Annotated in this window: 14 protein-coding genes and 1 tRNA gene; 13 read left to right on the forward strand and 2 right to left on the reverse strand. The window is 73.5% G+C overall.

Translation table 11 applies throughout. The annotated features are described in order from the left end of the window. Window positions 1–99: 99 nt before the first annotated feature. A tRNA-Leu gene (locus QP089_RS05720) sits at window positions 100–185 on the reverse strand. A 125-nt stretch (window positions 186–310) separates the two neighbouring features. On the opposite strand from QP089_RS05720, the gene QP089_RS05725 reads away from it, so the two are divergent. From QP089_RS05725 to QP089_RS05735, 3 genes are all read left to right on the forward strand, one after another. Then, the gene (locus QP089_RS05725) at window positions 311–1,621 is read left to right on the forward strand and encodes a M20/M25/M40 family metallo-hydrolase (RefSeq protein ID WP_285910247.1); all 1,311 of its coding nucleotides are present in this window, start codon (window positions 311–313) and stop codon (window positions 1,619–1,621) included. A 100-nt stretch (window positions 1,622–1,721) separates the two neighbouring features. Continuing rightward, window positions 1,722–2,444: a hypothetical protein gene (locus QP089_RS05730; protein ID WP_285910248.1), complete on the forward strand. Its 723-nt coding sequence runs from the start codon at window positions 1,722–1,724 to the stop codon at window positions 2,442–2,444. A gap of 132 nt (window positions 2,445–2,576) precedes the next feature. Further along, window positions 2,577–4,874, forward strand: coding sequence for a chaplin family protein (locus QP089_RS05735; protein WP_285910249.1), 2,298 nt, complete (start codon window positions 2,577–2,579; stop codon window positions 4,872–4,874). 326 nt (window positions 4,875–5,200) lie between these two features. Here the strand turns inward: QP089_RS05735 and QP089_RS05740 are convergent, their stop codons facing one another. Next, entirely contained in the window at window positions 5,201–5,386 is a 186-nt protein-coding gene (locus QP089_RS05740; RefSeq protein ID WP_151540728.1) for a DUF5703 family protein, read from the reverse strand. Between the two features lie 253 nt (window positions 5,387–5,639). Here QP089_RS05740 and topA point away from each other — a divergent pair, with 253 nt between their 5' ends. The 10 genes from topA to QP089_RS05790 all read left to right on the forward strand — a co-directional run bounded on the left by topA (window position 5,640) and on the right by QP089_RS05790 (window position 19,558). Next, the gene (gene topA / locus QP089_RS05745) at window positions 5,640–8,381 is read left to right on the forward strand and encodes a type I DNA topoisomerase (protein ID WP_285910250.1); all 2,742 of its coding nucleotides are present in this window, start codon (window positions 5,640–5,642) and stop codon (window positions 8,379–8,381) included. A gap of 28 nt (window positions 8,382–8,409) precedes the next feature. Then, on the forward strand, window positions 8,410–10,527 hold the full coding sequence (gene tmk / locus QP089_RS05750; protein WP_285910251.1) for a dTMP kinase: 2,118 nt from the start codon (window positions 8,410–8,412) through the stop codon (window positions 10,525–10,527). A gap of 18 nt (window positions 10,528–10,545) precedes the next feature. Further along, window positions 10,546–11,688 (forward strand): DNA polymerase III subunit delta', encoded by a 1,143-nt coding sequence (locus QP089_RS05755; RefSeq protein WP_285910252.1) that lies wholly within the window; start codon window positions 10,546–10,548, stop codon window positions 11,686–11,688. Between the two features lie 150 nt (window positions 11,689–11,838). Continuing rightward, window positions 11,839–13,545, forward strand: a complete 1,707-nt coding sequence (locus QP089_RS05760; RefSeq protein WP_285910253.1) for a S8 family peptidase — start codon at window positions 11,839–11,841, stop codon at window positions 13,543–13,545. A 271-nt stretch (window positions 13,546–13,816) separates the two neighbouring features. Then, window positions 13,817–15,298 (forward strand): carboxylesterase/lipase family protein, encoded by a 1,482-nt coding sequence (locus tag QP089_RS05765; protein ID WP_285910254.1) that lies wholly within the window; start codon window positions 13,817–13,819, stop codon window positions 15,296–15,298. 52 nt (window positions 15,299–15,350) lie between these two features. Next, a complete protein-coding gene (locus QP089_RS05770; protein ID WP_285910255.1) occupies window positions 15,351–16,163 on the forward strand; it encodes a permease-like cell division protein FtsX in 813 nt (270 codons plus the stop codon). A gap of 19 nt (window positions 16,164–16,182) precedes the next feature. Then, entirely contained in the window at window positions 16,183–16,662 is a 480-nt protein-coding gene (locus QP089_RS05775; protein ID WP_285910256.1) for a low molecular weight protein-tyrosine-phosphatase, read from the forward strand. 1 nt (window position 16,663) lies between these two features. Further along, window positions 16,664–17,506, forward strand: coding sequence for a fructosamine kinase family protein (locus QP089_RS05780; protein ID WP_285910257.1), 843 nt, complete (start codon window positions 16,664–16,666; stop codon window positions 17,504–17,506). Between the two features lie 144 nt (window positions 17,507–17,650). Beyond that, a complete protein-coding gene (locus QP089_RS05785; protein WP_285910258.1) occupies window positions 17,651–18,670 on the forward strand; it encodes a TolB-like translocation protein in 1,020 nt (339 codons plus the stop codon). A 63-nt stretch (window positions 18,671–18,733) separates the two neighbouring features. Continuing rightward, window positions 18,734–19,558, forward strand: coding sequence for a PSP1 domain-containing protein (locus tag QP089_RS05790; RefSeq protein ID WP_285910360.1), 825 nt, complete (start codon window positions 18,734–18,736; stop codon window positions 19,556–19,558). Window positions 19,559–19,598: the final 40 nt, after the last annotated feature.

The raw sequence follows: 19,598 nt of genomic DNA on the forward strand, positions 1-19,598 counted from the left end.
CCCACGACGGCCCGCGGGCCGAAGCCAAGGCGGGCGCCATCAGAGACACGAAGTGGAGGCCCGGATGATCCCGGAGCCTCCACATGTGCGATCGGTCTGTGTCCGAGGGGGGACTTGAACCCCCATGCCCCGTGAAGGGCACTAGCACCTCAAGCTAGCGCGTCTGCCTATTCCGCCACCCGGACCGGTGTCGCCGGCCGCAGCGCGGCTGCGGCGGGCTTCACCATACCAAAGGAGCCGAGTCGCGGCGAAGTCGATCGAGCGGGCACGATGGTGGGGTACCAGGACGGCGAGCGCGAAGGTGATCACTGTGGCCCAGCAGCCGACCGCTGAGGACGAGGTCGTGGGGCTCTGCCAGGAGCTCATCCGGATCGACACCAGCAATCCGGGGGATCATTCGGGGCCCGGGGAGCGGGTCGCGGCGGAGTACGTCGCCGAGAAGCTGGCGGAGGTGGGGCTGGAGGCGACGATCCTCGAGTCGCATCCCGGGCGGGCCAGCGTCGTGGCGCGGATCGAGGGGGAGGACCCGGGGCGCGACGCCCTGCTGTTGCACGGGCACCTGGACGTGGTGCCCGCGCGCCGCGAGGACTGGACGCGGGACCCGTTCGGCGGCGAGATCGCGGACGGGTGCGTCTGGGGCCGCGGGGCCGTGGACATGAAGGACATGGACGCGATGATCCTCGCGGTGGTGCGGCAGCGGCTGCGGGAGGGGCGCAGGCCGCCGCGGGACGTGGTGCTGGCGTTCCTGGCGGACGAGGAGGCCGGCGGGAAGTGGGGCGCGCGGTGGCTCGTCGATGAGCATCCCGGGCTGTTCGAGGGGTGCACCGAGGCCGTGGGGGAGGTCGGCGGGTTCAGCCTGACCGTGCCGGGCGACAAGCGGCTGTACCTCATCGAGACGGCGGAGAAGGGCATCGCCTGGATGAACCTGACCGCCAAGGGCACCGCGGGGCACGGGTCGATGGTGCATCCGGACAACGCGGTGACGGCGCTGGCGGCGGCCGTGGCGCGGCTGGGGGAGCACGAGTTCCCGGTGCAGCTGACGAAGACGGTGCGGGCGTTCCTGGAGCGGGCGTGCCTGGCGTACGGGGTGGAGTTCGATCCGGAGCACCCGGAGGCGTGCCTGGAGCGGATCGGCCCGCTCGCGCGGATGATCGGGGCGACGCTGCGGCACACGCTGAATCCGACGCGGCTGGACGCGGGATACAAGACCAATGTCATTCCGCAGAGCGCGACGGCTCAGGTGGACGGGCGTTTCCTGCCCGGCTACGAGGACGATTTCTTCGCGACCGTGGACGAACTTCTCGGGCCGGGCGTCGAGCGGGATTTCGTGCATCACGACCACGCGGTGGAGACCGAGTACGAGGGGGCGCTGGTCGCGGCGATGGAGGCGGCGCTGACCTCGGAGGACCCGGGGGCGCTGCCGGTGCCGTACTGCCTGAGCGGCGGGACGGACGCCAAGTCGTTCGCGCGCCTCGGCATGCGGTGCTTCGGCTTCGCACCGCTGAAATTGCCCCCAGAGTTGGACTTTTCCGGAATGTTCCATGGCATCGACGAGCGCGTTCCGGTGGACGGCCTGCGCTTCGGCGTGCGCGTTCTCGACCAATTCCTCGACCGCTCTTGAATTTCCCGTTGCCAATGCGATGAGTGGTGCTATCGTCACCGTTCGTAGGGACCCGCCCGTCCCGTGAGGGATGGGCGGTGGTCGCAACGGAGGTCTCACGGTGGCATGTGACGCGACGCGGGAACGGGCGCTCGGCGCCCGGCTGCGCCGTGTCGCCACCGGGCGGACCGTCCGGCGGCTGCTCGTCCTCGCCGGCCTGCTGGTCGCGGGCTGGATCCTCGGCGGCATGGCACAGCAGGCCAGCGCCGCCGAGGCGCCCGCGCCGCCGAAGGCCGTCGCGGACGCTCCGGTGCTGGCCACGGTGCTGCCGGCTCCGCATTCCCCGATCCCGTCGGTGGTCGGGGCCGTCAAGCACCAGGCGCCGCCCGTGCGGGCGGTGGCGCCCGTCAAGCCCGTCACGCCCGTCGAGGCGGCGGAGCAGGCGGGTCAGGCGAAGCCGGCCGGGGCGGCGAAGGCCGCGCCGCCGGCGGAGCGGCGCACCGCGCCGCCGAAGGCGCACGGCGCACCGCGCCGCGCGAGCGGGAGCGCGGCGCCGGTGCGCCGTGCACACGTCCGGGCGCATGCGGTCTCCCGGCCGCGTCCGGCGTCCCATGCCCGGCACCACCGTGCCATCGAGCGGCACCCCGCGCCTTTCCAGGCGCCGGGCCAGTCCGGCACGCATTCGGTGACCTGCGGCGGTGTTCCGATCGGTGCCGCCGCCGGGCTGCCGACCGTTTTCCCGTGGGCTCCCGTCCCGCCGCGAGCCTGCGTTCCGCGCCGTTTCGGCGCGGTTCCCCCGGCCGTCCGCACCGCCGCGGACGAGCCCTCCTTCGCGCCTGACTAATCCCTGATCACAGGCTTGCGGCCGGATGCCCGTGCGGCTCGGGCCGGTCCGCGGCCTGCCGTCAGGCGCGCCCTTTCCACGAGACCCCCGACGTCTCGGCATTCCATTCCTTCATCCCCCGAACGGAGCATCATGCGAACGTGGGCAAAAAGCACCGCACGCACCGCGGTGGTCACCGCGAGTTTCGTCGCCCTCGGTGTCAGCGCCATTCCCGCCAACGCCTTCGCCGACGCCACCAACGGCGACGGCAGCGTGCTCGGCGGCAACCAGGTCGACCTGCCGGTCTCCGCGCCGGTCGACGTCAGCGGCAACGGCGCGGGCATCGTCGGCAGCGGGCACGGGGTGTCCCGCGGCGGCGCGTCCGTCCTGAACGGCGGCGGGGGAGGCGGCCAGCACACCTCCGGCACCGGCAGCGTCGGCGGCGGCAACCAGGTCAACGCGCCGATCTCGCTGCCGGTGAACGCCTGCGGCAACGCCGTCGCCCTGATCGGCAAGGCGGACGCGGGCTGCCCCGGCGGCTCGTCCGTGCACAACGGCGGCGGCGCCGGCGGCCAGCAGACCTCCGGCGCGCACAGCGTGCTCGGCGGCAACCAGGTGAACGCGCCGATCTCCGCGCCCGTGGACGTCTGCGGCAACGCGGTCGCGATCATCGGCAAGGCGGAGGCGGGCTGCGAGGGCGGCGCGACCGTGCACAACGGCGGCGCGGGCCACGGCAGCGGGCAGAGCACCGACGGCTCGCTCGGCGTCATCGCCGGCAACCAGGTGAACGCGCCGATCAGCGCGCCGGTGAACGTCTGCGGCAACGCCGTCGCGATCGTCGGCGAGGCGGTCGCCGGCTGCGAGGGCGGCGCGATCGTCAAGAACGGCGGGGACACCGGTGCCGGGCAGCGGACGTCCGGGCTGCACAGCGTGCTCGGCGGCAACCAGGCGAACGCCCCGGTCAGCGCGCCGGTGGACGTGTGCGGCAACGCGATCGGCAACGCCCTCGCCGAATGCGAGGGCGGCGCGTCGGTCCGCAACGGCGGGCACGGGACGGGCGGGCAGACCACCGACGGGACGTCCAGCGTCATCGGCGGGAACCAGGCGAACGCGCCGATCAGCGTCCCGGCGACCGTCTGCGGCAACGCCGCGGCGCTGGTCGGCGAGGCCGGCGCGTACTGCGAGGGCGGCGCGCACGCGCGCAGCAGCTCCGGCGGCGACCAGCACACCTCCGGCACCGGCAGCGTCGGCGGCGGCAACCAGGGCAACGCGCCCATCACCGCGCCGGTCGACGTCTGCGGGAACGCCGCCGCGGTCGTCGGGAAGGCCGCCGCGCACTGCAACGGCCAGACGCTGGTCGAGGGCTCGCAGGGGCCCGGCGGGCACACCTCCGGGAACGGAAGCGTCGGCGGCGGCAACCAGGCGCACGCGCCGGCGAAGGCCCCCGTGGACGCGTGCGGGAACGTCGGCGCCGTGGTCGGCCGGTCCCTCGCGCACTGCCAGGACGGCCCGGGCTTCGGCGGCTACCACCCCTACGCCCGCTCCGCCGGCGACCCGCTGCCGGTGAACCCCGGTTCGGCGCTGCCCGTCGTGCCGCAGCTGCCGGGCGCGGGCGACCGCGCGGCCGGGACGCCCGGGACGCCCGGGACCACCGGGAAGAACGGGACCGCCGGGCTGCCCGTGACCGGCCTGCCGAACGTGTCGCAGGCCCTTTCCGGCGCGACCTCGACCGTCAACCGGATCCCGGCGACCAGGAGCGTGCCGGTGTCGGACGCCCTGTCCGCGACCAACCTGCTCCCGCGCACCGCCGCGCAGCGCACCGCCGCGCAGCGCACCGCCGCGCAGCGCACCGCCGCGCAGCGGACCGGCGCCCCGGCCCTGGGCCCGGTCCCCGGCTCGCAGCTGCCCGCCGCCGAGACCCTGCCCGTCCGCGGCGACCTGCCCACGGTGAACGGCCTGCTCGGCGGCGCCATGACGCCGAAGGTCACGCCCAAGGTCAACGGCCTGCCGAAGGCTCCGCGCACGGACGCCGAGCGGACCGTCCACACCGGCGGCAACGGCATGACGATCGCGACGCTGCCCGTCGACCCGAGCGCGCTGCCGACCAGGGCGCTGCCCGCGGTGCCGGTCGTCCCGGTGGCCCCGAACGCCCGCACGTCCGGCACCGCGCTCCCCGTCACCGGCCTGCCGGGGACGAAGGGCGTCAAGCACCCCGGGACCGGAAGCGTGAAGCTGCCGGCGGGCGTCGCGCTGCCCGCCGGGACCGCCAAGGCGCCGAAGGTCGGCGGCGCGGTCACCGACCTCGGCCCGGTCCGGAACGTCGCCGACAACGCGCCGCTCACCTCGGGAACCGAGAGCGGCTCGCTGTGGGCGCTCGGTGCGGCGGCGCTGGCCGCGGCGCTCTCCGGCGCGGTCACGCTGGGCCGCCGCCTGCGTCCCGGCCGCCGCTGACCGACCCGGCCGCCGGCCCGGCGGGGCCTGCCGGACGGTGACGACTCCCGTCCGGCAGGCCCGACCATGAACGCTTTGCCCGTCCCGGAGGCGCGGTCCGGGGCGGGCGAAGCCTTGTCCGCGCCCAGCCGGCGCGCACGGCGTTCGGGCGCGGGCATCCCGGCCGGCGAATATGATTACGGGACGTCATGCGTTTCGTACGTAGTGCTACGCTCCGTCCGGGACTCGGGTGAGCCGCCCTGAACGGGCGCCGATCTCCGGGGAGGGGCGGGAAACGGAGCGAACCTCCGCGGCCGGCCGGAACGCCGGAACGGCCGGGGCGGTTCTCAGAACGTGCGGACCGCGCGGATGACCTTGCGCCGCAGTTGAATACGGCGGCGGCCGTCCGGGTAGAGGCGCAACCGATCGATCTCCCAGCCGCCGTGCTCGGCGTGCTCGGTCAGGATCTGCCGGGCGGTGTCACGCGTGGTGCCGGCCGGCAGTGACAGGACGAGGTAGGTGTACTGCACCATTGCGACCATTATTACTTGGTGGACCGGGTGTTGTGCAGCGCAGGGCGGCGGCCCGGTCCGCACGGGTGGTGGCGGCATGTCATCCTGTCCGGAGGCGAGCGGCGGATGAGAGTTGCGCCCGCCACGGGCGGAGCGACGACCGAAGGGGCGGCGTGGGGGCATCCGGGCATGAACCCGCCGTCATGCGACGTTGTAGGAAGCCTGTGTAAGAAGAGTGTGAGCGAGAAGACCAGACAGCGAGGTTGGAGCGACTGTGCCAGCCAAGAACGGCACTGCGAAGAGTGGCCAGGCGAACGGCGCCGGCACGCGACTGGTGATCGTCGAGTCGCCCGCGAAGGCGAAGACGATCGCGGGTTACCTGGGCCGTGGCTACATCGTGGAGTCCAGTATCGGCCATATCCGGGACCTGCCCGGGAGCGCCTCGGAGGTGCCGGCCAAGTACAAGGGCGAGCCGTGGGCGAAGCTCGGTGTGAACATCGAGCACGACTTCGATCCGCTGTACGTGGTCAACGCCGACAAGAAGGCGCAGGTCGCCAAGCTCAAGAAGCTGCTGGCCGAGGCCGACGAGCTCTTCCTCGCCACGGACGAGGACCGGGAGGGCGAGGCCATCGCCTGGCACCTCCAGGACGTCCTGAAGCCGAAGGTGCCGGTGCACCGGATGGTCTTCAACGAGATCACCAAGGACGCGATCCAGCGCGCCGCCGCGAACCCGCGGCAGCTGAACATGCGGCTGGTCGACGCGCAGGAGACGCGCCGCATCCTGGACCGGCTCTACGGGTACGAGGTCAGCCCCGTCCTGTGGAAGAAGGTCATGCCGAAGCTGTCGGCGGGCCGGGTGCAGTCGGTGGCGACGCGGCTGGTGGTGGAGCGCGAGCGCGAGCGGATCGCCTTCGTCCCGGCGCACTACTGGGACATCCTGGCCGAGTTCGACACCGGTAAGGAGGACGAGCCCAAGGCGTTCAAGGCCGGGCTCGTCTCGGTGGACGGCAAGCGGGTCGCGCAGGGCCGCGACTTCGCCTCCGACGGCACGCTGAAGACCAGGGACGCGCTGCACCTGGACGAGCCGTCGGCGCGCGCGCTGGCCGACCGTCTGCGCGGCAGGCCGTACGAGGTCAAGTCGGTCGAGTCCAAGCCGTACACGCGCAAGCCGTACCCGCCGTTCCGGACGACGACGCTGCAGCAGGAGGCCAGCCGCAAGCTGGGGTACTCCGCCAAGTACACGATGTCGGTGGCGCAGAAGCTGTACGAGAACGGCTTCATCACCTACATGCGAACCGACTCGATCACGCTGTCGGAGACGGCGATCACGGCGGCGCGGCGGCAGGCGGCGACCCTCTTCGGCGGCGAGTACGTGCCGGACAAGCCGCGCGTCTACCAGTCGAAGGTGAAGAACGCGCAGGAGGCGCACGAGGCGATCCGCCCGGCGGGCGACAGCTTCCGCACGCCCGCCGAGACGGGCCTGTCCGGCGACCAGTTCCGGCTGTACGAGCTGATCTGGAAGCGGACGATCGCGTCGCAGATGAAGGACGCGGCGGGCCGCTCGGTGTCGATCCGGGTGACCGGCGTCTCCACGCAGAACGAGACCGCCGAGTTCGGCGCGACCGGTAAGACGATCACCTTCTACGGGTTCCTCAAGGCCTACGTCGAGAGCGCGGACGACCCGGCCACCGACCGCGACGACCAGGAGCGGCGGCTGCCGAACCTGGAGCAGGGCGACCGGCTGTCGGCCAACGCGGTGGACGCCGAGGGCCACTCGACCCGCCCTCCGGCCCGCTACACCGAGGCGAGCCTGGTCAAGGAGCTGGAGGAGCGGGAGATCGGCCGCCCGTCCACCTACGCCTCGATCATCGGCACGATCCTCGACCGCGGCTACGTGTTCAAGAAGGGCACGGCGCTCGTCCCGTCGTTCCTGGCGTTCGCCGTGGTCAACCTGCTGGAGCAGCACTTCGGCAACCTGGTCGACTACGACTTCACCGCGCACATGGAGGACGGTCTCGACGAGATCGCCCGCGGTGAGGCCGAGCGGGTCCGCTGGCTGTCGCGGTTCTACTTCGGCGACAACGGCGACGAGGGGCTCAAGGAGCTCACCGAGGACATCAGCGACATCGACGCCAAGGGGATCAGCTCGTTCCCGGTCAAGGGCACCGACATCATGGTGCGCGTCGGCCGGTACGGGCCCTACCTCGACCGCGACGGCGAGCGCGTCAACATCCCCGAGGACATCGCGCCCGACGAGCTGACGGCGGAGAAGGCCGAGGAGCTGTTCGCGCAGCCGTCCGGTGACCGGGAGCTGGGCGTCGACCCGCAGACCGGGCACATGATCGTGGCGAAGTCGGGGCGGTTCGGCCCGTACGTGACCGAGATCCTGCCCGAGGCGGCGTCGGCTTCGCCGACGTCGCCTTCGGCGACACCGCCCGCCGAGGGCTCGAAACCTGCTGGCCAAAAGCGTGGGCGCACGAAGAAGGCCGACGCGGCCAAGCCGCGCACCGGCTCCCTCTTCAAGTCGATGTCGCTGGACACGATCACGCTGGACGACGCGCTGAAGCTGCTGTCGCTGCCGCGCACGCTGGGCGAGCTGGACGGCGAGCCGGTGACGGCGCAGAACGGGCGGTTCGGCCCGTACATCAAGAGGGGCACCGACAGCCGCTCGCTCGGCTCGGAGGACGAGCTGTTCACCGTCACGCTGGAGCAGGCCAAGGAGCTGTTCGCGCAGCCGAAGCAGCGGGGCCGCAGGGCCGCCGCGGCGGCGCCGCTGCGCGAGCTCGGCAAGGACCCGGTGAGCGAGAAGCCGGTGGTGGTGAAGGAGGGCCGGTTCGGCCCGTACGTCACCGACGGCGAGACGAACGCCAGCCTCCGCAAGGGCGACGAGGTCGAGTCCATCACGATCCAGCGCGCCGCGGAGCTGCTCGCCGAGCGGCGTGAGAAGGTGGCCGCGGGCGGCGGGAAGAAGAAGACGACGACCCGCCGCCGCACCTCTGCAAAGTCCGGCTCATAACGACATTCGCGCCGATACCCTGACCGACATGACCAGAACGGACGCCACCCGGCCGCACCCCGCCGCGCCGCAGCCGGGTGCTTCGTCGCTCCCCGCCGCGTCGGCGGTGCCGTTCCGCCGGCTCCGGACCGCGCTGTCGGTGTCCGGCCTCGGCCTGTGGCTCGCCGTGCCGGCGCTGTCGGCGATGGCGGTGCTGCCGGCCGACGGCACCGGGGCGCGGCTGCGGGCCGCCGGCGGCGCGCTGGCGCTGCTGGTCCTGCCGGCGGTGCTGCTCGCGCCGCTCGCCGGGGCGCTCGCCGACCGGATCGACCGGCGCCTCGCGCTGCTGATCGCCGACGCGCTGCGGTTCGTGGTCGTCCTGACGGTTCCGCTGGTCGACGCGCTGCCGTGGACGCTGGCCGCCGCGTTCCTGGTCGGCTGCCTGTCGGTGCTGTGGGCCCCGGCGGCGGCCGCGTCGCTGCCCGCCCTCGCCGCCGGCGAGAGCGCGGACATGGCCGGGGGCGGCGTCCTGGTCGCGCGCGCGACGGCGGAGGCCGATCCGCGCGCCGGCGCCCGCCGGACGGCGGTCCGCGCCGTGTACGGGCCGGCGCCGGTCGCCGCGCTGGTGTTCGCGCTGCTCGCCGTGATCGCGAACGCGGCGCTCGGTGCGTCGCACCGGGCCGACCTCCCGCTGTATGCGACCGCGGTGGCGTTCGTCGTGGCGGCCGCGCTGACGGCGCTGGTCAAGGAGGTCCCGGCGACAGAGCCGATCTCGGTTCCCGCGCCGCTGAAGCTGCTGTTCCAGGGGTCCGGGCTCGACCGGGCCGGCCGCGGCCTCGGCCTGGCGGTCGGCGGCGCCGCGCTCGCGGCGGGCGCCGCCGTCGCGGTCGCCCGCGTGCACACCGGCGAGCTGGGCGGGGGCGACGCGGGGTACGGCGCCGTCCTCACCGGGCTGGCCGCCGGCCTGGCATTCGGGCTGTTCCTCGGGCCCCGCGTGCTCGGGCCGTTCAGCCGCCGCCGGCTCCTCGGCCTCGCGGTGATCGCCGCCGCGCTGCTGCTGATCGTCGACGCGCTGGTGCGCAACCTCGTCGTCGTGGCGTTCGTGACGGCGTTCCTGGGCGTCGCGGCCGGTGCCGCCTGGTCCTGCGGAGCCGCCGTCGTCCGCGACCCGGACGCGGAGGACGACGATCGTCCGCGCGCGTTCCTGCGGTCGGTGACGCTGGTCGTCGCGCTGGTCGCGTTCGCGGCCGTGCCCGCCGTCGCGGGGGCGCTCGGCTCGCACCGGATCGACGCCGGCGACGGCTACGACCTCGACGGGTCGATGGCCGCGCAGCTGATCGCCGCGGTCCTCGCGCTGGCCGCCGGGGCCGTCGCCTACCGGAGGCTGGACGACCGGCCCGGCATCCCGCTCGTCCCGGACCTGCGGGCCGCGCTGCGCGGCGAGGTGTACGTCCCGCCGTCGCAGGCCGTGGAGCCCGAGCCCGTCCGCCGCGAGCACGGCGTGTTCATCGCGTTCGAGGGCGGCGAGGGCGCGGGCAAGACCACGCAGGCGCGGCTCGCCGCGATCTGGCTGCGCGACCACGGCTACGACGTGATCACCACGCACGAGCCCGGCGCCACCAAGATCGGCATGCGGCTGCGCGCGATGCTGCTGGACCGGGACACCACCGGGCTGTCCGACCGGGCCGAGAGCCTGCTGTACGCGGCCGACCGCGCCGACCACGTCGCCAACGTGATCAGGCCGGCGCTGGAGCGCGGCGCGATCGTGGTGAGCGACCGCTACCTCGACTCGTCGCTGGCCTACCAGGGATACGGACGGCGGCAGCCGGTCGAGGACATCGCCCGCGTCAACGCGTGGGCGACCGGCGGCCTGATGCCCGACCTGACCGTCCTGCTGGAGGTGCCGCCGGCGGACGGGCTGCGCCGGCTGTCGGCGCCCGCCGACCGCATCGAGTCCGAGCCGCAGGAGTTCCACGAGCGCGTCCGGGCCGGCTTCCGCGCGCTCGCCGAGGCCGATCCCGACCGGTACCTCGTGCTGGACGCGAGCCGCCCGCAGGCCGAGCTGAGCCGCGAGATCCAGTACCGCATCCGCGAGATCCTCCCCGACCCGATCCCGGCCGGCACCGAGGACGCGACGAGCACCTTCCCGGCCATCACTGACGTCTAGAGGCCGTAGCCTGGTGCCATGAGCGTGTGGGATGACCTGGTGGGGCAGGCGCCGGTCGTCGAGCAGCTGTCGTCGGCCGCCGAGGGGACGGGCGGCGGCATGGCGCACGCCTGGCTGTTCACCGGGCCGCCCGGGTCGGGGCGGGTGACCGCCGCGCGGGCGTTCGCGGCGGCGCTGCAGTGCACCGAGAGGCCGCGCGGGTGCGGGCACTGCGCATCCTGCCACCAGGTCCTGCAGGGCACGCACGCGGACGTCGAGGTCGTCCGCCCGCAGGGGCTGTCGTTCGGGATCAAGGACGCCCGCGCGCTGGTGCTGCGGGCGTCGTCGTCGCCGAGCGGGCGCGGCTGGCAGGTCGTGCTGTTCGAGGACGCCGACCGGGCCACCGAGGGCGCGGCGAACGCGCTGCTGAAGGCGATCGAGGAGCCCCCGGCGCGGACGGTGTGGCTGCTGTGCACGCCGTCGGCGGAGGACCTGCTGGTGACGATCAGGTCGCGGTGCCGGCAGGTGACGCTGCAGACGCCGCCGATCGCGGCCGTCGCGGACATGCTCGTCCAGCGCGACGGCGTCGACCGGGAGACCGCGGAGATCGTCGCGCGGGCCGCGCAGGGGCACATCAGCCGGGCCCGGATGCTCGCCTCCGACGCGCAGATGCGCCGGGTCCGCGAGGAGGTCGTGGCGGTGCCGCGCCGGCTGACCGGGGTGAGCCCGGCGGTCGCGGCGGCGGAGACGCTGGTGAAGGCGGCGAAGGCGGAGATGGAGGCGCAGACGTCGCTGCTGAACGAGACGGAGACGTCCGCGCTGCGCAAGGCGCTGGGGGAGAGCGAGAAGGGCCGCATGCCGCGCGGGACGGCGGGCGCGCTGAAGGAGCTGGAGGAGCGGCAGAAGTCGCGGGCGACGCGGCTGCTGCGCGACGCCCTGGACCGCACGCTCCTCGACCTCGCCTCCTACTACCGGGACGTGCTGACGATCCAGCTCGGCGCGGGCAGCGAGCTGGTCAACATCGAGCTGGGCCCGGAGCTGCGGACGGCGGCGGGCGCGGGCCGTCCCGAGGACACCCTGCGCCGGCTGGACGCGATCATGGACTGCCGGGAGAAGCTGGCGGCGAACGTCAATCCGCAGCTGGCGTTCGAGGCGCTCACCCTCGCCCTGCGCACGGGCTGAGCACCCTTATTCGACGACTCGTCTGGGATTAACACAAGTCGTCCCATTTTGTTACAACTCCGTACGCTTCTCTCAACAGACGCACCCGTACCGTCTGCTGGCCATAGCACGCCGAAAAGGCGAGCTCCCCCCTTGGCCAGGAGGTCTGCTTTGCGGCGAGCCTTGATTTCCGCCGCGTGCGCCGTCGTCACCACGGCGGCGCTCGCGATTCCAGCGTCCGCGGCACCGGTCGGGCCGCGCGCGAAAGGCGAGGCGTCGGAGTACGTCGTCCTCTACAAGGAAGGCGTCTCGCTGGGCCGGGCCCATGACGCGGTGAAGGCCGCCGGCGGCTCCATCGTCCAGGAGAACACCGACGTGGGCGTCGCGACCGTCCGGTCGAAGAACCCGGAGTTCGTCCGCGCGGCGATGGGGCAGGGCGCCCTGGACGGCGCCGCGCACAACCGGGTCATCGGCGAGGCCCCGAAGGAGAAGAAGGCCGCCGCGAAGAAGGTCGAGAAGACCGCGGGCGCGCAGGGCCGGGTGGCGGTGAAGGGCAAGCCGTCCAAGGACACCGAGCCCCTCACGGACCTCCAGTGGGACATGAAGCAGATCCACGCGACGGCGAACGGGTCGTACAAGGCCGAGCCCGGCGACAAGAAGGTCCTCGTCGGCATCCTCGACACCGGCGTGGACGGCGACCACCCCGACATCAAGCCGAACTTCGACCGCAAGCTCAGCCGCAACTTCACCCACGACGTCCCGTACGACGCCGACGGCAACGTGCTGGACGGGCCGTGCGAGTTCAAATCGTGCGTCGACCCGGCGGACTGGGACGACAACGACCACGGAACGCACGTCGCGTCGGAGATCGCCTCGCCGCGCAACGGACTCGGAATGGCGGGCGTCGCGCCGAAGGTGACGCTGGTGAATCTGCGCGTCGGCCAGGACTCGGGGCAGTTCTATCTGCAGCCGACCGTCGACGGCCTCACCTACGCCGCGAAACACGGCATCGACGTCGTCAACATGAGCTATTACATCGACCCGTGGCTGTGGAATTGTGCCAATAACCCGGCGGACAAGCCGGAGGACCAGCTCGAGCAGCGCACCATCATCCAGGCGACGCAGCGGGCGCTGGACTTCGCGCACCGGCACGGCGTCACGCTGATCTCGGCGGCGGGCAACGACTTCGTCGACTACACCAAGACCAACATCGACGACACGAGCCCCGACTTCCCGTCCTACCCGGGCGAGAAGCCGTACGAGCGGACGATCCCGGCGAGCTGCCAGTCGATGCCGTCCGAGGGCAAGCACGTCATCGCGATCTCGGCGACCGGGCCCAGCACCCGCAAGTCGTACTACAGCAGCTTCGGCAACGGCTACGTCGCGGTGGCCGCGCCCGGCGGCGACAAGGTCGACAACGCCGCCCAGCGGCCGGACGACCGCGGCGGCATCTGGGCCGCCTACCCCGCGCGCCTGGCGAAGGAGCGCGGCGAGCTGAACGCCGACGGCACCCCGAAGGTGTCGTACGTGATCCGCAGCTGCAAGGGCAAGACGTGCGCCTACTACCAGTCGCTGCAGGGCACCTCGATGGCGTCCCCGCACGCGGTCGGCGTCGCCGCGCTGATCATCAGCAAGTACGGGCACCGCGACCACCACGGCGGCCTCACCCTCGACCCGGACTTCGTGGAATGGAAGCTGCGCGGCAGCGCCACCCCCAAGGCGTGCCCGAGCCCGAACACCGTCGAGTACGTCTGGTACACCCAGACCGACGGCAAGTGGGTGAAGCACACCTCCACGCAGACCTGTGAAGGCACCAAGGAGCAAAACGGGTTCTTCGGCAACGGCATCGTGGACGCGCTCCACGCCGTCCAGCGGTAGCCCTCTTCCAACACGCGGCCCCCGGATCCTCCCGGCCGGGGGCCGCGCTCATTCCCGGGCGGCGCGGCGGACCAGGCCGGACCGCTTGACGACCGATCGGCCGCGGTCCGTCCGGTCCATCCGGTCCGTCCGGTCCGTCCGGTCCGTCCGGTCCGTCCGGTCCGTCCGGTCCGTCCGGTCCGTCCGGTCAAGGGCCTGGCGCACATTCCGCATCGCACGACATTGGCCGTCGTGTTTTCAGCATGATCGGCGTCGGTTTTGGCGCCGTCCCATGCTGCGGCTCTATACCGGTGCCGACGACGACGGGAAGGGGAGCGCGATGGCGGACGAGCGGCGGCCGGTGGTGGAGACGGGCAGCGGCCCGGTGCGGGGCGTCGAGGAGGGCCGGGTGGCGGCGTTCCGCGGCATCGAGTACGCGGCGTCCCCGGTGGGGCCGCTGCGGTTCGCCCCGCCGCGCCCGCATCCGGGCTGGACGGGCGTGCGGGACGCGGCGCGCCCGGGGCCGTCCGTCCCGCAGGGGCCGTCCCGGCTGGAGGCGGTCATGGGGCGGCGCGTCCCGGACTGGAACGAGGACGGCTGCCTGAACCTGAACGTGTGGACCCCGGCCCTGGAGCCCGGCGCGCCGCCGCGTCCCGTGCTGGTGTGGTTCCACGGCGGTGGCTTCTCCAGCGGCTCGGGCGGCTGGGACTGGTACGACGGCGCCCGGCTCGCCGCCATGGGCGGCATCGTCGTCGTCACCACGAACTACCGGATCGGCGCGCTCGGCTACCTGCGCCTCCCTGACCTCGGGGCGGACAACATCGGCTGCCAGGACCAGGCCGCCGCCCTGCGCTGGGTCCGCGACAACATCGCGGCGTTCGGCGGCGACCCCGGCCTGGTCACGGTGGGCGGGCAGTCGGCCGGCGCGTACTCGGCGGTCGCGCTCGCCGTCGATCCGGCGACGAGCGGCCTCGTCCGCCGGGTGATCGCGCAGAGCGGCCCCTGGGGCATGGAACCGGGCGACCCCGCGCACGCCGCCGACATCGCCGCGTTCTACCTGCGCCACCTCGGCGTGGACAGCGCCGCCGACCTGCGTGGCCTCCCCGTCGAGCGGCTGCTGGACGCCACCGGGCAGGTCGCCGCGGAGTTCGCCAGGACCGGCGATGTGGCGCCGCCGATACGTCCGGTGCTCGGCGGCGCCGGCCTCCCGCGCGCGCTTGGGCAAGCCGTCGCCGACGGCCTCCTCGACGGCAAGGACGTCCTGCTCGGCAGCAACGAGGACGAGCTGACGGCTTTCTTCGCGTTCGACCCGTCCATCCGGAACCTCACGCCGGACGCCGCGCGGGCCTTCACCGGCGCCTACGACGAGTACGCCGCACGGCGCCCCGGCGCGTCCCCCGCACAGATCCTCACCGCCGTGTTCGGCGATCAGGTCTTCCACGCGGGCGTCGCCGAGATCGCCGAGCGGCGCGCCGACCAGGGCGTTCGCACCTACGTCTACCGCTTCGCACGCCGCCCGCCCGGCGACGACGGCACGCTCGGTGCGACCCACTGCGCCGAACTGCCGTTCCTGTTCGGCACGTTCGACGCCTACCCCGACGCGCCCATGCTGGGTACGGCCGGCGCCGACGACCACGCCCTGGCCCGGGCCTTCGGCGGCGCGCTCGCCGCCTTCACCGCGACCGGCTCGCCCAACGCCGACGACCTCGCCGGATGGCCGCCCTACCGGCCCGGCCCGGAAGCGCACGCCATGCGCTTCCCCGCATCCCCCTGAAAGGAATCCGCCGCGCGAAGCAACCTGTGGTGCTCGATGGCGTCTCTGGGACATGGACACTGAAACGGTGCTCCCCGAACGGGGGCGCCCCGCGGCCGCAGCGGCCGATGACGCGGCGGACGTCGTCCAGGACGCGTTCGCGGGCCTCTACAAGCGGTGGCCGCGGCAGCGCGACCGCGACAGGGCGCTGACGTACGTGCGGTCGGCGGTCCTGAACGGGTCGCGGACGGCGCTGCGCCGCCGCCGCAGGCCGCTGCGGGCCGTCCACGCGGCGCCGGTGTGGTCAGCCGAGGCCGCGGCGATGGTCGGTGAGGAGCGCCTGGCGGACGCGCTGCGGACCGTGGGCGAGACCTTCCGGCCCGGGGACGTCCCGCCGCCGCGCTTCGCCGGACGGCACCGCGCCGCGTTCCGGCGCCCGGTGCTGCTGGCGGCCGCCGTCGCGACGTCCGCGCCCGTCGTGGCCGGTGGCGCGGTCGCCGGAGGCGCGCTGTCGTCCGGCCACAAGGCCGGCCCGCTGAGCGCACCGGTCGGCGAGGTGCAGGTCGAGGTGAACCTGTGCACCAGGACGACCACCAACTCCGTATGCAACGGCGAGGAGGTGACCGGCGCTCAGAGGACGGAGCTCGAGAGGGTCCTCAAGGCGGACCGGCGGGTGCGCGAGGCCGTCTATATGACGAAGAAGCAGCGTTACGAGCGATTCAAGGCGCGGATGAACGAGGCGGGGGCGCGGACGCCGCCGTCGGGCCTGCCCAGGGACATCCCGGAGGCGTTCATCGTCACGGTCGCGCGCGGGGACGCGAAGGGCGTCATGCAGTCCTGCCTGGGGCGTCCCGGCGTCGACACCGTCGTCGTGGTGCCGCGCTGACCTCGGGCATGATGGGGCCATGCCGTACCGAGTCACTTTCGTCTGCACGGGGAACATCTGCCGCTCGCCGATGGCGGAGGCGATCCTGCGCCATCACGCCGAGGCGGAGGGCCTCGACGTCGAGGTCGACAGCTCCGGCACCGGCAACTGGCATGTGGGCGACGGCGCCGACGAGCGGACGGTCGCGGCGCTGCAACGGGCCGGCTACCGGTCGGCGCACATCGCCCGCCAGTTCGAGGAGTCCTGGTTCGACCGGTACGACCTGATCCTGGCGCTCGACCAGGGGCACCTGCGGGCGCTGCGGGCGATGGCGCCGGACGAGGAGGCGCGGGCGCGGGTCCGGCTGCTGCGCGAATTCGACCCGGAGGCGGGCGCCGACCTGGACGTCCCGGACCCGTACTACGGCGGCCGGGCCGACTTCGACCTCGTGCTGGAGCAGGTCGAGGCGGCGATACCGGGCCTGCTGGAGGAGATCCGGGCCGGGCTGAAGGCCGCCTGACGTGCGGGAGCGCATCGAACGGCTGCTGGGAAGCCCGGTCGAGTCGGTCAGCGACTTCGGGGCCAGCCACGCGTGGACGCTGCACCGGGCGGCGCTCGCCGACGGCCGCGAGGTGTTCGTGAAGGCCGCGTCCGACCAGGCGGGCGTGTTCGCGGCGGAGGCCGCCGGGCTGCGCTGGCTGGGGGAGGCGGGGCCCGGCGCGCCCGTCCCGGACGTCCTGGCGGCCGACGACCAGATGCTCGTGCTGCCGTGGCTGCCGTCCGGCGCGCCCACCCCGCCGGCCGCCGAGCGACTCGGGCGCGAGCTGGCCGCCCTGCACGCCGGCGCCCGCCCCGACGCCTACGGCGCGCCCTGGGCCGGATACATCGCCGACCTGCCGCTCGACAACACCCTCGACGACCGCGCCTGGCCCCGCTGGTACGCCGAGCGCCGCCTCGAACCGTTCCTGCGCCGGGCCGAGCGGCACCTGTCGGCCGACGACGTCCGGCTCGTCGAGCAGGTCATGGACCGCATCGAGGAGCTGGCCGGACCGCCCGAGCCGCCGAGCCGGATCCACGGCGACCTGTGGTCGGGGAACGTCCAGTGGACGGACGGCCGCGCGCTGCTCATCGACCCGGCCGCGCACGGCGGCCACCGGGAGACCGACCTGGCGATGATGGCGCTGTTCGGCACGCCCCACCTGGACCGGATCCTCGCCGCCTACGACGAGGCGGCGCCGCTCGCCGACGGCTGGCGCGCCCGCGTCCCGCTGCATCAGCTGCACCCGCTGCTGGTCCATGTCGCGCTGTTCGGCGGTTCGTACCGCGCGCCGACGGTCGAGGCGGCCCGGTCCGCTCTGGGTTGATGTCACGTCACCCCGCGGTCATCCACTAGGGTCGTGGCGCCTCACGGCACAGGCTCGGACTCGAAGCGATAACTCCGCCAACACGGGCGTATGCCGCGAGGTATATCAGAGCCGGGCAGCGGAGAGGCGGTGCGGAGCGACCCCATGGACGGCCGACGCGACGAGGGCAAGACCGGGATCCGGATCCGGCAGGCGTGGCGGACCGCGCTGCCGGTCGGTGTCGCCGCCGCCGCGGCGCTGTTCGTCGGCGGCAGCATCGACGTGGTGCACCGCCACCAGCGCGAGGCGAACAAGAAGCACGACGCGGAGGCCGCCGCCGCCAGCACCACGCCGCCGGGGCCGCGCTTCGTCGTCGGCGTCACCCGTCCGGGCACCGCGCTGACCGTCCGCGACGCCCGCTCCGGCGCCGCCGTGGGCCTGCCCGTCGCCGCTCCCCAGGGCCGCCGATTCCAGCGCGTCGCGGGCGACGGCGACACTTATGTCGTCGCCTCCTACGGCGACCGGAAGGTGACGTTCCAGCGCCTCAAGCTCGCCGACGACGGCCGTCCCGACTCCCTGACGGACCTGCCCAAGGCGACCATCTCCGGCGTCTCGGCGGCGTGGTCGGACCTGGCCGTCGCGTCCGACGGCGACCGCATCGCCTACGTCACCTACCGGGGCGCTCGCGCGCGCGTGGACGTCGTCTCCGCCCGCACCGGGGCCCGCAAGACGTGGACGACCGGGTACTCCGCCCGAGTCAGCAGCCTCTCCTGGGCCGGTGGCACCCTCGCGTTCGTCTGGAACCCCGTCCGGCGGGTGAACGGGAAGCTCACCGAGCTCCGCCACGAGGTCCGCATGCTGGACACCGGGGGCGCCTCCGGAGACCTCAAGGCCAGCAAGGCGGTCGCGAAGCTGCCGAAGGGCACCGTCAGCGCGGTCGTCAGCCGCGACGGAAAGACCGTCGTCGCGGGCGTCGTCCGGCGCTCGCTCGGATCCGTCCAGGCGTACTCGACCGCCACCGGCGCCCCGGCGAAGACGCTCTGGAAGCAGGCGCTGAAAGCCCCGATCACCGGCCTCGACTCCGGCGCCAAGGGCAAGCTGCTGATCTCCGCCGCTGACGGCCGCGTCTACGCCGAGGACGCCGGGACGCTGTCCGGGAAAGATCTCGCCGACGCCGCCTGGTGATCCGGGCCCGTGTCCGCCGTAGAGTGGACGACGAAACCGGGCGAACGGAGCGAAACCGTGGGCATGGTGATGGCCGTCAGCTTCACCCGTTACGGCCGGCTCTACTACCTCGATCCGGGCCCGCACAGCCCGAAGGTGGGCGACAGGGTCCTCGTCCCCACCGACGCGGGTCCGGAGGTCGCCGAGTGCGTGTGGGCGCCGCAGTGGGTGTCCGAGGACATCGGCGGCCTCCCCGAGTGCGCCGGCCCCGCCACCGACGAGCACCTCGCCCGCGACGACGCGAACCGCCGCCGCCGCGCCGAGGGCCGCTCGATCGCCAAGCGCCTGATCCGCAAGCACGAGCTCCCGATGAAGGTCATCGGCGTCGACTACCTCGACGCCGACAACGTCTTCAAGATCTACTTCACGGCCCCGCACCGGGTCGACTTCCGCGCCCTGGTCCGCGACCTCGCCCGCAACATCAAGGCCCGCGTCGAGCTGCGCCAGGTCGGCCCCCGCGACGAGGCCCGCCTCCAGGGCGGCATCGGCCCCTGCGGCCGCGACCTGTGCTGCGCCACCTTCCTCAAGGACTTCGAGCCCGTCTCCGTCCGGATGGCGAAGGAGCAGGACCTCCCCGTCAACCCCCTGCGCATCGCCGGCGCCTGCGGCCGCCTCATGTGCTGCCTCAAGTACGAGCACCCCCTCTACATCGAGGCGCACGAGCGGATGCCGAAGCTCGGCGCCCGCGTCGACACCCCGCAAGGCCCCGGCCAGGTGGTGGGCCGCAACGTGCCGTCGGACAAGGTCACCGTCCGCCTCAACAGCGGCGGCCGCTGCGCCTGCCCGTCCGCCTCCGTCTGCTCCCCCCGCCAACAACACGACGCCCACTACAACCCCGCCTCCGACTGACGGCGAGCGTCCGCCTCGGCGGGGCCGGGGCGGACGCTGA

It is taken from the genome of Actinomadura opuntiae, assembly GCF_030283205.1.
Taxonomy (GTDB): Bacteria; Actinomycetota; Actinomycetes; order Streptosporangiales; family Streptosporangiaceae; genus Spirillospora.

Excerpts from the sequence above, each read along its gene's own strand:
- QP089_RS05740 (WP_151540728.1), bottom strand. The coding sequence starts at position 5,386 with ATGGTGCAGTACACCTACCTCGTCCTGTCACTGCCGGCCGGCACCACG.
- QP089_RS05790 (WP_285910360.1), top strand. The coding sequence starts at position 18,734 with ATGGTGATGGCCGTCAGCTTCACCCGTTACGGCCGGCTCTACTACCTC.
- QP089_RS05770 (WP_285910255.1), top strand. The coding sequence starts at position 15,351 with ATGGACACTGAAACGGTGCTCCCCGAACGGGGGCGCCCCGCGGCCGCA.
- QP089_RS05735 (WP_285910249.1), top strand. The coding sequence starts at position 2,577 with ATGCGAACGTGGGCAAAAAGCACCGCACGCACCGCGGTGGTCACCGCG.
- tmk (WP_285910251.1), top strand. The coding sequence starts at position 8,410 with ATGACCAGAACGGACGCCACCCGGCCGCACCCCGCCGCGCCGCAGCCG.
- QP089_RS05775 (WP_285910256.1), top strand. The coding sequence starts at position 16,183 with ATGCCGTACCGAGTCACTTTCGTCTGCACGGGGAACATCTGCCGCTCG.
- QP089_RS05755 (WP_285910252.1), top strand. The coding sequence starts at position 10,546 with ATGAGCGTGTGGGATGACCTGGTGGGGCAGGCGCCGGTCGTCGAGCAG.
- QP089_RS05785 (WP_285910258.1), top strand. The coding sequence starts at position 17,651 with ATGGACGGCCGACGCGACGAGGGCAAGACCGGGATCCGGATCCGGCAG.
- QP089_RS05765 (WP_285910254.1), top strand. The coding sequence starts at position 13,817 with ATGCTGCGGCTCTATACCGGTGCCGACGACGACGGGAAGGGGAGCGCG.